Below are 13,485 nucleotides of genomic sequence, written 5' to 3' on the forward strand. Positions count from 1 at the left end.
CGTGTCGGGCCGATCGGGCCCTACGTGGACACCGCGGAGGGCGGCGTCCGACGGTCGGACCGCGTGGTTCCGGTCCCGTCCCGTGCAGTACCGGTGGGAGGTGCGTCGATGCCCCGTCCCACCGGTACCAAACCTACTACTCGGACTGGAGGTCTTCTGCGAGAGCGATGAGCGTCCGGACCATCACGCCCGTCGAGCCCTTGCCGAGCCACCCGTAGCCGCCGCCCTTGTGCTCCGACGGGCCGGCGATGTCGAGGTGTGCCCACGGGATGCCCTCGCCGACGAAGCGCTCCAGGAACTTCCCCGCGAGCAGCATGCCGCCGGCCGGGTTGCCGACCGTGGCGTTGACCATGTCGGCGACCTCGCTGGCGAGCCGCGCGTCGAGCTCCTCGGGCAGCGGCATCGGCCAGATCGGTTCCGAGGCCCCCTCGGCGACGGCGCGGACGCGGGCGACGAGGTCGTCGCTGCCCATCAGGCCGGTGGTGCGGTCGCCGAGCGCGACGACCTGCGCGCCGGTGAGCGTGGCGACGTCGACGATCGCGTCGGGGGCCTCGAGCGAGGCGGCGGCCATCGCGTCGCCGAGCACCAGGCGGCCCTCGGCGTCGGTGTTCGTGACCTCGACGGTCTTGCCGTTCTTCAGCGTGAGGACGTCACCCGGGCGGGTCGCCGTGCCGGACGGCATGTTCTCGGCGAGGGCGAGCCAGGCGGTCACGCGGACGTCGAGGCCCAGGCGTGCCGCGGCGACGGTCGCGGCGAGCACGGTGGCGGCGCCGGTCATGTCGGTCTTCATGCCGAGCATCGACGCCGCGGGCTTGAGCGAGAGGCCGCCGGTGTCGAACGTGATGCCCTTGCCGACCAGGGCGAGGTGCTTCGTCGCGGACTCCGGTGCGTAGCGCACGACGACCAGACGCGGCGGACGGGCCGAACCACGGCCGACGCCGACGATGCCGCCGAAGCCCTGCTCCTCGAGCGCCTGCTCGTCGAGCACCTCGACGGAGATCGGGAGCCCGTCGGCCTGCGCGACGGCGACGTCGGCGACGTCTGCGGGCCCGAGGTCGCCGGCGGCGGTGTTGACGAGGTCGCGGACGAGCGAGGCGGCGTCCGCCACGATCGCGGGCCGGACGGCGGCGTCGGCCGCGGCGGACGGTGCGAGGACGGTCACGCGCTGGTCGCCGCGCGTCGGTCCGGTCGTACCGGCGCCCTTGTGCCGCGTGAAGGCGTAGGCGCCGAGCGCGGCGCCCTCGAGCGCTGCCTCGACGAGCACGTCGGTGTCGGTCGGCAGTGCCAGGACCACGGACGAGACGTGGGGGAGCTGGCGGACGGCGCTGCCCGCAGCCGAGCGGACGGCAGCGGCGTCGGTGCCCGAGCCGAGCCCGATCAGCGCGATGCTCGCGGCGTCGACGCCGACGGCCGGGATGCGCACCAGTTGGTCCTTCGCACCCGTCGCACCGATCGCTGCGAGGTCGAGGTCGTCGAGTGCGGTGAACGGCGTCGTGGCGGGCGGCGCGATGGTCGCGGGTGCGCCGTCGGCGCCGGGCCGGACACCGACCACGAGGACGTCGGCGGAGATCGAGGAGGGGGCGGAGGAGTCGGTGGAGAGCGTCGGTCGGACCATGCTCCAACCCTATCCACGCGCTGTTCGCTGTCGGCGTGGTCGTCCCGCACAGGGGTGTCGGTGGCCCCGCCTAGCATGGGGACGGTGAACCACCCCGAGGAGCTCTACACGTTCGACGAGGCCGCCCCGACCGTCCCGGCCGGGCTGCACCTGGTCGCCGGGCTCACCGGTTTCGCCGACGCCGGTTCGGCCGTGGCCCAGGTGACGGCGTCGGTGCTCGACGACCTCGACACCCAGCTGGTCGCCGAGTTCGACCCCGACGTCCTGCTCGACTGGCGTGCCCGCCGCCCGGTCATCACCTTCGAGCACGACCACATCGCCGCCGTCGAGCCGCCCCGTCTGGCGCTCCACCTGGTGCGCGACGAGATCGGCCAGCCGTTCCTCTTCCTGTCCGGGTACGAGCCGGACTTCCAGTGGAACCGGTTCGTCGACGCCGTCACCGGCCTGGCTGCCCAGCTCCAGGTCGCCGACACCACGTGGGTGCAGTCGATCCCGATGCCCGTCCCGCACACCCGTCCGATCAGCCTGACCGTGTCCGGCACCCGCGCCGACCTCATCGAGCAGATGAGCGTCTGGAAGCCCGAGACCCAGGCGCCGGCGAACGTCCTGCACCTGGTCGAGCACCGGCTCGCATCGACCGGCGCGCAGGTCACCGGGCTCGTCCTGCTCGTGCCGCACTACCTGTCCGACACCGAGTTCCCGGACGCCGCGGTCGCCGCGCTGTCCGGCATCGCCGCCGCCACCGGCCTGATCTTCCCCACGGACACCCTGCGCGAGGCAGGCCGCGAGTTCCTCACCCGCGTCGAGGAGCAGGTCGCCGGCAACGGCGAGCTGCAGCGCCTGGTCGGTGTGCTCGAGGAGCGTCACGACACCTACATGGAGGGCAACCCGGTCGCGTCGCCCCTCACGGGCGTCGACGGCGAGGTCCCGACGGCAGACGCCATCGCGGCCGAGCTCGAGCGCTTCCTGGCCGACCGTCGCACCCAGGGTGACGTCGGCGACTAGCGGTCGCGTGATCTGGACGCGCGTGCAGGGCGGACGGGAGGCCCGTGGCGGGCCCGCCCCGCGCCTCCCGTCCGTCGTCCGGTCGCTCCCGACCCGGCGCGGACGTCCGCGACACACGTCGCGTATCGCGGTCCGCAGGATCGGTAGCCTGGTCGGGTGAACTCGCGTCGTGCCTACCTGGTCTGGGGCATCGCGGTGCTCGCCTACGTCCTCGCCGTCGTGCAGCGGTCCTCACTGGGAGTGTCCGGCGTCGACGCGCAGGACCGGTTCGCCGTCTCCGCCGCGGTGCTGTCGACGCTCGCCGTGGTGCAGATCGCCGTGTACGCCGGACTCCAGATCCCGGTGGGCGTCGCGCTCGACCGCGTCGGACCGCGCAGGCTCGTCCTGATCGGCGCCGTGTTGCTCGTCGTCGGACAGGCCGTCGTCGCCTTCTCACCGACGATCGGCCCTGCGATCGCGGGCCGCGTGCTCGTGGGCGCCGGCGACGCGATGACCTTCATCTCGGTGATCCGGTTGGTGCCGATGTGGTTCAGTGGCCGGATCCTGCCGCAGATCTCGCAGTGGACCGGCAACCTCGGCCAGATCGGCCAGATCCTGTCGGCGTTCCCGTTCGCGGTGCTCCTGCACGCAGCGGGGTGGACGCCGGCGTTCGGGGTCGCCGCCGCCGCGAGCGCCGTCGGGCTCGTCCTGGCGTTCGTCTTCGTCCGGAACGGCCCGGTCCCCGTCCGCACCGGCACGATCCCGCTCCCGCACTCGTGGGGCGCGGCCTTCCGGACCTTCGGGCACGCACTGCGGCGCCCGGGAACCCAGCTCGGGTTCTGGTCGCACTACGTGACGCAGTCCTCGGGCACGGTGTTCTCGCTGCTCTGGGGCGTCCCGATGCTCCGCGGACTCGGGTACACGCCCGCCGAGGCCGCAGGGTTCCTGACGATCATCGTCGCGGTCGGTTTCGTGGCCGGGCCGCTGCTTGGACTGCTGTGCGCCCGGTTCCCGATGCGTCGCTCGAACCTCGTGCTCGGGGTCGTCGTCCTGCTCGCCGTGGTCTGGACCGCGATCCTGCTCTGGCCCGGCCACCCGCCGACCTGGTTGCTGGTCCTGCTCGTCGTGGCGATGGGCATCGGCGGACCGGGCTCGCTGATCGGGTTCGACTTCGCCCGCACCTTCAACCCCGTCGGATCCCTGGGATCCGCGAACGGCGTCGTCAACGTCGGCGGGTTCCTGGCCGCGTTCGTGATGATGTACTTGATCGGGCTGCTGCTCGACGTGACGGCGCGGGTCACCGGCGAGACCGTGTTCGCCTGGGACAACTTCAGGATCGCCCTCACCGTGCAGTACGTGGTGGTCGGGTTCGGCGTCGGGATGCTGCTGCACGCGCGCCACCGGACGCGCCGGGTGCTCCACGCGGAAGAGGGAATACGCGTCGGACCGCTCTGGGTTGCACTCGTTGCGCGCCTGCGGAAGCGGCACGTGCAATAATGATCACGGACCCACGCAGGACCCCCACCTGACGGCTCACTTCGGTGTGCCGATCGACACGGGGGACTTGACATGGGTCCTAGTGCTGCCCGGAACGGTAGGACTCGACGACGCGGGGGACTGCGGCGCGGGCCCTGGGCGGCGAGGGAGGCCACGACCCCACGAACGTGGCACGACGAGAGAGGTGATCGCATGGCTGCCCGGAGCACGACGATCGATCCCACGAAGGACACTCAGCCCGAAGGTGCTGTGGCAGAGGACGCCACGGCTGCCGAGGGAACGGACGCGCCGAAGAAGCGCGCCACCAAGGCACCCGCCAAGAAGGCCCCGGCCAAGAAGGCCGCCCCGAAGGCCAAGAAGGTCGACCCCGTCGACGAGGCGAACGAAGCCGGCGACGAGCCGGCCGAGGACGTCGAGGACGCCGACGACAAGACGGTCAAGCCCGACGCCGCCGCTGCGGTCGCCGCCGGAGCGCTCGTCATCTCGCAGACCGACGACGACGAAGCGCCGGTCTACTCGACGACCATCACGGGTGCGACCGCCGACCCGGTGAAGGACTACCTCAAGCAGATCGGCAAGGTCGCCCTGCTCAACGCCGAGCAGGAGGTCGAGCTCGCGATGCGCATCGAGGCTGGCCTGTTCGCCGAGGACAAGCTCCAGCACTCGACCGGGCTCACGAAGCCGGCCGAGCGCGAACTGCGCTGGGTCGCCCGCGACGGGCAGCGCGCGAAGTCGCACCTGCTCGGCGCGAACCTCCGCCTCGTCGTCTCGCTCGCGAAGCGCTACACCGGCCGCGGCATGCAGTTCCTGGACCTCATCCAAGAGGGCAACCTGGGCCTGATCCGCGCGGTCGAGAAGTTCGACTACACCAAGGGCTTCAAGTTCTCGACCTACGCCACGTGGTGGATCCGCCAGGCGATCACCCGGGCCATGGCCGACCAGGCCCGCACCATCCGCATCCCGGTGCACATGGTCGAGGTCATCAACAAGCTCGCCCGTGTCCAGCGGCAGATGCTGCAGGACCTCGGTCGCGAACCCACTCCGGAAGAGCTCGCCCGCGAGCTCGACATGACCCCGGAGAAGGTCGTCGAGGTGCAGAAGTACGGCCGCGAGCCGATCTCCCTGCACACGCCCCTGGGCGAGGACGGCGACTCCGAGTTCGGTGACCTCATCGAGGACACCGAGGCGGTCGTGCCGGCCGACGCGGTGGGCTTCACGATGCTGCAGAAGCAGCTCGAGAGCCTGCTCGACTCCCTGTCCGAGCGTGAAGCGGGCGTCATCCGCATGCGCTTCGGCCTCGGTGACGGCCAGCCGAAGACCCTCGACCAGATCGGTGACACGTTCGGCGTGACGCGCGAGCGCATCCGTCAGATCGAGTCCAAGACGATGGCGAAGCTCCGCCACCCGTCGCGATCGCAGTCGCTGCGCGACTACCTCGAGTAGGCCGATGCGGTTCTTCATCCCGATCCTGATCGGGCGGATCCTCCGTGCCCTCGCGCGAGCGCGGGGCGGGGGATCCGCGTACCCCGGCTTCATCGTGCTCAAGCTCGTGCCGGACTTCCTGCAGCACGTGACGAAGCAGTTCCCGAACGGCGTCGTCTTCGTGCTCGGCTCGAACGGCAAGTCGACGACGACGCACATGATCTCGGACATCGTCCGGGCGCACGGGCTCCGCGTCTTCACGAACCCGTCGGGTGCGAACCTGCCCCAGGGCATCGCGTCGGCGCTGCTGTCCGAGGTCTCGCTGACCGGTCGCCTCAAGGCGGACATCGGGATCCTCGAGGTCGACGAGGCCTTCGCGGTCGAGCTCGCCGGCATCCTGTCGCCGTCCACGGTGACGATGCTCAACGTGCAGGTCGACCAGCTGTACCGGTTCTTCGAGACCGAGCGCGTCGCCGACATGATGCTCGACACGGCGGCACTGTCGACTGCGAACGTCATCACGAACCGCGACGACCAGTTCCTCGACGCCTACGTGGCGCGCACCGGCCAGCGCGTGCTGCGCTTCGGTGCGAGCACCGAGGTCGTCGCCGCCGCACCGAACGGTCTGCAGAACGCCGACGACTTCGACCGGCAGGACGCCCAGCCGAACGCCGCTGAGTCAGAGGTCGTCGTCAACACCGGTGACGGTGCGACGATCCGTTTCGACGGCGCCGACATCCAGGTGCGCCTGCCCGCCCGTGGCCTGCACTACGCGGTCGACGCCGCTGCTGCCACGGCCACGGCCAGCGCGGCACTCGGTACACAGTTCCGCGCCGACGCCGTCACGAAGGCCTTCGGCACGATGAAGCCGGCGTACGGCCGCGGCGAGCGACTCCCGATCGCCGGCGAGTCCGCCGAGTTCACGATGTTCAAGAACGCTGCGAGCCTGCAGCTCAACCTCGACGCACTGCCCGATCGCCCCGAACAGGTCCTCATGGCGATCGACGAGGGGACGCCGGACATCTCGTGGATCTACGACATCGACTTCTCGAAGCTCGACCACGTGGACGTCGTCTCCGGTGACAAGGCCTGGCAGATCGCGATCGTGCTCGAGCACGCCGGTGTCCGCATCGGCCGGGTCGAACCCGACGTCGAAGCTGCGATCAAGCACATGGAACAGCTCGGCTCGACGACCAGCGGGACGAAGAACTTCATCGTCAACTACGAGATCATGATGATCGCCCGCAAGGCCCTCGGCCACCCGGACATGGAGAAGACCGCATGACGGCCGACCGGCTGACCATCCTGCACGTCTACCCCCGGCAGATGGGGGTCTCGGGGGACCGCGGCAACGTCGCGGCCCTCGTCCGCCGCGCTGCAGCTGCCGGTCTCGACACCGAGGTGCTCGAGTACGCGCCCGGCGACGACCTGCCCGCTGCGGCGGACGTCGTCGTCATCGGCAACGGACCGCTCAGCGCGATGCGGTCCCTCGGCGCCGACGTCGCGCGCGTCGGTGCCCCGCTCCGTTCGTTCGCCACCGACGGTGTACCGGTCGTCGCGGTCGGTGGTGGGTTCGACCTCGCCACGAACCAGGTCGTGCCCACCGAAGGTGCTCCGGTCGACGGCTTCGGCGTGTTCGACGCACGTGCCGTCCGCGGTGCCGAACGCCGCGTGAACTACTTCGTCCTCGAGACCCGCTACCCGCTGCTCCCCGGAGCGTCGAAGCGGCTCGCCGGCTTCGAGGACCACGCCACCACGATCGAACTCGCGGACGGGGTCACCCCGTTCGCCGACGTCGTGTCCGGCGGCGGCAACCAGGCGGGAGCCCCGGTCGAGGGCGCGATCGTCGGCACGTCGTTCGGCACGCACACGCAGGGCCCGATCCTGCCGCTCAACCCGCAGCTGACTGACGGGGTCCTCGCCGCCGCCGCCGCACGGCTCGGTCGCGAGTACGCGCCGGACCCCGAGCAGACGGCGACCATCGACCGGTACGCAAGCGAAGCGCGGGCGACGGTCGACCGCTACGTCGACAAGGCGTTCAAGCGCATCGCGTGACGCTCACGAAGGCCGGGTCCCGATGGGGCCCGGCCTTCGTCGTGTCCGCGGTGGCAACAGTTGCCAAGCACTTCCGTGTAAACACGACATCTGAAACATTGGACACCCTACAGAGGAGGTCTCATGCAGAAGAACATCATCAGACTCGCCATGATCGGTGCGCTCGTCGCGTCACTGACCGGTGCGGGAGTCGTCGGGCAGGGTGCTCCGGCCGAGGCTGCCATGGCGCGGATCAGCCCGGCCTGCAGTTCCGTCCCGACGACCACGACCGAATCGGACGGGGTGCCTGGCTCCATCTTCTACAAACGCCTGCAGTGCTTGGCGAGTATGTCGAGCTACACGGGCCCGATCGACGGTGTGATGGGGCCGAACTCGTGGAAGGGGGTGTCGAGCCAGCTCGCCAACGGAGGCTTCTTCCAAGGCGGGATCGCGCAAGGCTGGGAGAGCACGGACAACGTCGCCGCGCTGCAGCGCTGGGCGGCTGCCCACGGCCGCTACAGCGGTCCGATCGACGGGGTGTGGGGTCCGAACAGCTACCGCGGCGTGGCCTGGGTGCTCAACCGCGTGTTCTAGACGCACCACGCAGAGACGGGAGGCCCGGTGCCAGCTGGCACCGGGCCTCCCGTCTTGCTGTGGTGACGCTACTTCGACTCGTAGAGTCGGCTGCTCTCGTCGTGCCACTCGATGGCCGTCGCCGCGAGCTTGTCCTTGAACTCGGCGCCGTGGTGGGCGCAGAAGAAGAGCTCGCCGCTCGACATGGTGGCTCGGATGTAGGCCTGCGCTCCGCAGCTGTCGCAACGGTCGGCGGCGGTCAGCTGGTGGTTGCTGACTTCGTCGATGGAGGGGTCCTGCACGGTCTGGGTCATTGCTGTGCTCCTCACGGATCGCAGGTGGTGCCGGGTGGTTGCACCATTTCAACACGTGATGCCTGAGAACGATGCATTGTGGAGGCCTGTTTCGCTCACCGCGGACCGGTTGTCCCCAGTGCGAGTGTCCGGGCAGTGGGTGTCGGTGCGGCTCGGTAGCATCGGCAGGTGAGCTCCGACTACTCCGCACGCCATCTCTCCGTCCTCGAGGGGCTCGAAGCGGTCCGGAAGCGTCCGGGGATGTACATCGGCTCGACCGACTCCCGGGGCCTCATGCACTGCCTGTGGGAGATCATCGACAACTCCGTCGACGAAGCCCTGGCCGGACACGGGGACGAGATCGGGGTCGTGCTGCACGCCGACGGTTCGGTCGAGGTCCGCGACACCGCCCGTGGCATCCCCGTCGACGTCGAACCGAAGACCGGGTTGACCGGGGTCGAGGTCGTGTTCACGAAGCTGCACGCCGGCGGCAAGTTCGGCTCGGGGTCGTACGCGGCGTCCGGCGGGCTGCACGGCGTCGGCGCCTCCGTGGTGAACGCGCTGTCCGAGCGTCTCGACGTCGAGGTGGACCGGGGCGGCAAGACCTACGCCATGTCCTTCCACCGTGGCGAGCCCGGCACGTTCGACGACGCGAAGGGCATCGGTCCGGACGCTCCGTTCAGCCCCTTCACCTCGGGCAGCGAGCTGCGGGTGGTCGGCAAGGTGAAGAAGGGTGTGACCGGGTCCCGCATCCGCTACTGGGCAGACCGTCAGATCTTCACGGCGGACGCGCGCTTCAGCACCGACGACCTGGTCACCCGCGCACGACAGACGGCGTTCCTGGTACCGGGGCTCGGCATCACGATCACCGACGAGCGTGTGGCATCGATCGAGGCGGCAACAGCACGTGCCGCGTCGACGGGTACGGCTGTCGAGGCCGGTCCGGTCGTCGAGCGCTTCCGGTACGAAGGCGGGATCGGGGAGTTCGTCGAGCACCTCGCCACCGACACCGCCGTCACCGATGTCTGGCGCGTGCAGGGCACCGGCACCTTCACCGAGACCGTCCCGATGCTCGACGACAAGGGACACATGGTCTCCACGTCGGTCGAGCGGTCCTGCGAAGTGGACCTGGCGCTCCGCTGGGGCAGCGGCTACGAGACCGCGTTCCGCAGCTTCGTCAACATCATCGCGACGCCGAAGGGCGGGACGCACCAGGCCGGCTTCGAGTCGGGCCTGGTCAAGGCCGTCCGCGCGCAGGTCGAGGCGAACGCCCGCAAGCTCAAGGTCGGGCAGGACAAGCTCGACAAGGACGACGTGCTCGCCGGCATGACCGCCGTGCTGACCGTCCGGCTGCCCGAGCCGCAGTTCGAGGGCCAGACGAAGGAGATCCTCGGCACGCCCGCGGTCCGCAAGATCGTCGACCAGGTGGTGTCGAAGCGCATCACCGAGATCCTGACGTCAGCGCAGCGCACTGAGAAGGCCCAAGCCGCGACCCTGCTCGAGAAGGTCGTGCAGGAGATGAAGACCCGGATCTCGGCCCGCGCCCACAAGGAGACCCAGCGCCGCAAGAACGCGCTCGAGAACTCCTCGCTGCCGACGAAGCTCGCGGACTGCCGGTCGCAGGAGACCGAGGGCACGGAGCTCTTCATCGTCGAGGGCGACTCGGCCCTCGGCACGGCGAAGCTCGCACGCAACAGCGAGTACCAGGCGCTGCTGCCGATCCGCGGCAAGATCCTCAACGTGCAGAAGGCGTCCGTGTCGGACATGCTGTCGAACGTCGAGTGCGCGTCGATCATCCAGGTCATCGGCGCCGGCTCCGGTCGCACGTTCGAGATCGACCAGGCCCGCTACGGCAAGGTCATCATCATGTCCGACGCCGACGTCGACGGTGCGCACATCCGCACCCTGCTGCTCACCCTGTTCTTCCGGTACATGCGGCCGATGATCGAGCAGGGTCGGGTCTTCGCGGCCGTGCCGCCGCTGCACCGGGTCGTCGTGGTGAACCGCGGCAAGCCCAACGACACGCTCTACACGTACTCCGAGCAGGAGCTGCAGACCGTGCTGAAGAAGCTCGAGAAGACTGGCAAGAAGTACCAGGAGCCGATCCAGCGCTACAAGGGTCTCGGTGAGATGGACGCCGACCAGCTGGCCGAGACCACGATGGACCGTGCGCACCGGACCCTGCGGCGGGTGAACATCACCCACGCGGAGAGCGCGGCGAAGGTGTTCGAGCTGCTCATGGGGAACGACGTCGCCCCGCGCAAGGAATTCATCCTGGCCGGCGAGGGCCTGGACCGCGACCGCATCGACGCGTAGCGCCGGTGGCCGCGCGCCGCGCGCCGCGCTGCGTCCTGGCCTCAGCGACTCGTCTCGGGCCGCGTACTCCGAATTCGGTCGCGCAGCCCGAGTCTCGGTGCTGCCACAGCGACAATGTGACGCCACCGTGCACGGTCCGTGCCGCCAACGCGACAGAGTCCCGCGAACTGTTCGCGGGACACTGTCGCTTTCGCGGGTAGGGGCTGCAGCGCACCGCTACGCGTCGCCCGCGGTGCCGTCGAGCGCCGCAGCGCTGCCGCCGATCGAGCCGATGACGGCCTCGAGCGGCGCACCGGACCCGTCACGCTTCGACAGCCAGTCGGGCAGGGTCCGCGCCGCGCCGTCCGTGCCGACGGCGTGCGGGGGAGCGATGCCCGCCCAACCCACGGTGAGGCCGTCCTCGCCCTTCAGGAACGCGTGCGCCCGGACACCCTGGGTCGCACGGCCCTTCGCCGGGAACTCGGACAGCGCCGACACCTTGGCACGGCCGGAGTCGGTGCCGGGCAGCGCGGTGGACGTCGTGGAGACGGTGGCGACCACGGCGTCGTCGGACCGGGCGACCGACCCGAACCAGATCACCGCGGCGCCGGTCGCCAGTGCCATGCCCGCGACACCACCGGCCGGCAGCCCCTGTGCTCGGACGCCGGACGCCGGGAACCGCAGCAGCTGGGCGTTGGAGCTGATGAACACCAGGTCGTCGGACTCGGGGGCCTGCGCGGCGCCGACCACCGCGTCGCCGGGCTTCAGGCCGATGGCGACGAACTCGGGCTTGTCGGGCCATGCCCCGGGCACGACACGCTTGACGATGCCCTGGACGGTGCCGATCGCGAGTGAGTCGTCGGAGGCGCCGGACAGGTCCACGAGCGCCACGACGGTCTCGCCCTTCGTCAGGGTGAGGAAGTCCGTCACCCGCACACCGGCATCGAGTCGGACGGCGGCGGGCGGCACCGCCGGAACGTCCACGGGGGAGAGCCGCAGCACCCGCCCGGTCGAGGTCAGTGCGCCGACCTGGCCCCGGACGCTGCTGACGACGGCGGACCGGACGGCGTCGTGCTTGGAGCGCTTCGGCACGCGGACGATGCTGAGCTCCGACGTCGGGATGTCGACGCGGATGAGTCGTCCGGTGGTGGAGAGCAGCACACGGCAGGGCGCGTCGGCGACCTGGAGCGACTCCGGGTCCACCGCGGCCTTGCGCCCGCCCTTGACGGGGGCGTCGGCCTCGGTGAGCAGGGTGCGCCGCGGTGTGGCGAACCTGTCGGAGACCTCGGTGAGCTCGAGCGCCACCTGGGCACGCAGCCGTTCGTCCGACGCCAGCAGTTCCTCGAGCGCGGCGATCTCGGTGAGCAGCTGGTCGCGCTCGGCCTCGAGCTCCATGCGCGAGAACTTCGTCAGGCGACGCAGCCGCAGCTCGAGGATGTACTCGGCCTGCACCTCGGAGAGGTCGAAGACGTCGCGCAGTCGGCTGCGAGCGGCATCGGAGTCGTCCGAGGTGCGGATGACCTGGATGACCTCGTCGATGTCGAGGATCGCGATGAGCAGCCCCTCGACCAGGTGCAACCGCTCCTGCTTGCGCGCCAAGCGGTACTGCGACCGCCGTGTGACGACCGACAGCCGGTGCTGCACGTAGACGTCGAGCAGCTCGTGCAGCCCGAGCGTGCGGGGCGACCCGCCGACGAGCGCGACGTTGTTGATGCCGAAGCCGTCCTCGAGCGGGGTGTGCTTGTACAGCAGCTCGAGGACCGCGGTGGGGTTGAACCCGCTCTTGATGTCGATGACGAGCCGCAGCCCGTGGTTGCGGTCGGTCAGGTCCTTGACGTCGGAGATGCCGACGAGCTTCTTGGACTGGACGCCGTCCTTGATCTTCTCGATCATGCGTTCCGGGCCGACCAGGTACGGCAGCTCGGTGACGACGAGACTGACCTTGCGAGGCGTGGTGTTCTCGATGCTCACCTTCGCGCGGGTGCGGAACGTGCCCCGTCCGGTGGCGTAGGCGTCGCGGACCCCGGAGAGCCCGACGATGGTGCCGCCGGAGGGCAGGTCGGGCCCCGGCACGAACTCCATGAGCTCTTCGAGGGTCGCCTGCGGGTTCATCAGCAGGTGCTTCGCGGCCTCGACGACCTCGCCCAGGTTGTGCGGCGCCATGTTCGTCGCCATGCCGACCGCGATGCCCGATGCACCGTTGACGAGCAGGTTCGGGAACGCCGCCGGCAGCACGCCCGGTTGCATGATCTGGTTGTCGTAGTTCGGGACGAAGTCGACGACGTCCTCGCCCAGGCCCTCGGTCATCGCCATCGACGGCTCGGCCAGTCGGGCCTCGGTGTACCGGGCGGCAGCGGGACCGTCGTCGAGCGAGCCGAAGTTGCCGTGGCCGTCGACCAGCGGCACGCGCATCGTGAACGACTGCGCCATCCGCACCAGGGCGTCGTAGATCGCGCCGTCGCCGTGCGGGTGCAGCTTGCCCATCACCTCGCCGGTGACGCGTGCGCTCTTGACGTGCCCGCGGTCGGGCCGCAGGCCCATCTCAGCCATCTGGTACAGGATGCGCCGCTGGACCGGCTTCAGGCCGTCGCGCGCGTCGGGGAGCGCCCGTGAGTAGATGACGGAGTACGCGTACTCAAGGAAGGAGCCCTGCATCTCCTCGGAGACGTCGACGTCCTCGATGCGCTCACCGTCGGGCAGGCCGACTACGTCCGTGCGTGCCATGGCACCTTTCTGGAAGACCGGGGTCGTCTGGAAGACCGGGGTCGTCTG

General features: G+C 70.0%; 10 protein-coding genes. 7 read left to right on the forward strand and 3 right to left on the reverse strand.

The window, feature by feature from the left end; all coding sequences use genetic code 11:
* Positions 1-136: 136 nt before the first annotated feature.
* Positions 137-1,615, reverse strand: a complete 1,479-nt coding sequence (locus ITJ59_RS04635) for a leucyl aminopeptidase (protein ID WP_194649965.1) — start codon at positions 1,613-1,615, stop codon at positions 137-139.
* Positions 1,616-1,690: 75 nt separating this feature from the next.
* On the opposite strand from ITJ59_RS04635, the gene ITJ59_RS04640 reads away from it, so the two are divergent.
* From ITJ59_RS04640 to ITJ59_RS04665, 6 genes are all read left to right on the forward strand, one after another.
* A complete protein-coding gene (locus ITJ59_RS04640) occupies positions 1,691-2,620 on the forward strand; it encodes a proteasome assembly chaperone family protein (RefSeq protein ID WP_194650378.1) in 930 nt (309 codons plus the stop codon).
* Positions 2,621-2,776: 156 nt separating this feature from the next.
* Positions 2,777-4,096, forward strand: a complete 1,320-nt coding sequence (locus tag ITJ59_RS04645; RefSeq protein WP_194649966.1) for an MFS transporter — start codon at positions 2,777-2,779, stop codon at positions 4,094-4,096.
* A 192-nt stretch (positions 4,097-4,288) separates the two neighbouring features.
* Positions 4,289-5,539, forward strand: coding sequence for an RNA polymerase sigma factor (locus ITJ59_RS04650; RefSeq protein WP_194649967.1), 1,251 nt, complete (start codon positions 4,289-4,291; stop codon positions 5,537-5,539).
* A 4-nt stretch (positions 5,540-5,543) separates the two neighbouring features.
* Positions 5,544-6,803, forward strand: a complete 1,260-nt coding sequence (locus ITJ59_RS04655) for a MurT ligase domain-containing protein (protein WP_194649968.1) — start codon at positions 5,544-5,546, stop codon at positions 6,801-6,803.
* Entirely contained in the window at positions 6,800-7,573 is a 774-nt protein-coding gene (locus tag ITJ59_RS04660) for a hypothetical protein (protein ID WP_194649969.1), read from the forward strand. Before ITJ59_RS04655 ends, ITJ59_RS04660 begins: the two co-directional genes overlap by 4 nt.
* Before the next feature lie 123 nt (positions 7,574-7,696).
* A complete protein-coding gene (locus ITJ59_RS04665; protein ID WP_194649970.1) occupies positions 7,697-8,146 on the forward strand; it encodes a peptidoglycan-binding domain-containing protein in 450 nt (149 codons plus the stop codon).
* A 68-nt stretch (positions 8,147-8,214) separates the two neighbouring features.
* On the opposite strand, the gene ITJ59_RS04670 is transcribed toward ITJ59_RS04665, so the two are convergent.
* Positions 8,215-8,439, reverse strand: coding sequence for a hypothetical protein (locus ITJ59_RS04670; protein ID WP_071255055.1), 225 nt, complete (start codon positions 8,437-8,439; stop codon positions 8,215-8,217).
* 168 nt (positions 8,440-8,607) lie between these two features.
* On the opposite strand from ITJ59_RS04670, the gene ITJ59_RS04675 reads away from it, so the two are divergent.
* Positions 8,608-10,734 carry a DNA gyrase/topoisomerase IV subunit B gene (locus tag ITJ59_RS04675; RefSeq protein ID WP_194649971.1) on the forward strand — a complete coding sequence of 709 codons (2,127 nt, stop codon included), beginning with the start codon at positions 8,608-8,610 and terminating at the stop codon, positions 10,732-10,734.
* 216 nt (positions 10,735-10,950) lie between these two features.
* Here ITJ59_RS04675 and ITJ59_RS04680 read toward each other — a convergent pair whose 3' ends face one another.
* Entirely contained in the window at positions 10,951-13,437 is a 2,487-nt protein-coding gene (locus ITJ59_RS04680; protein WP_194649972.1) for a DNA gyrase/topoisomerase IV subunit A, read from the reverse strand.
* Positions 13,438-13,485 lie beyond the last annotated feature (48 nt).

This window comes from Curtobacterium sp. VKM Ac-1393 (assembly GCF_015350995.1).
Taxonomy (GTDB): domain Bacteria; phylum Actinomycetota; class Actinomycetes; order Actinomycetales; family Microbacteriaceae; genus Curtobacterium.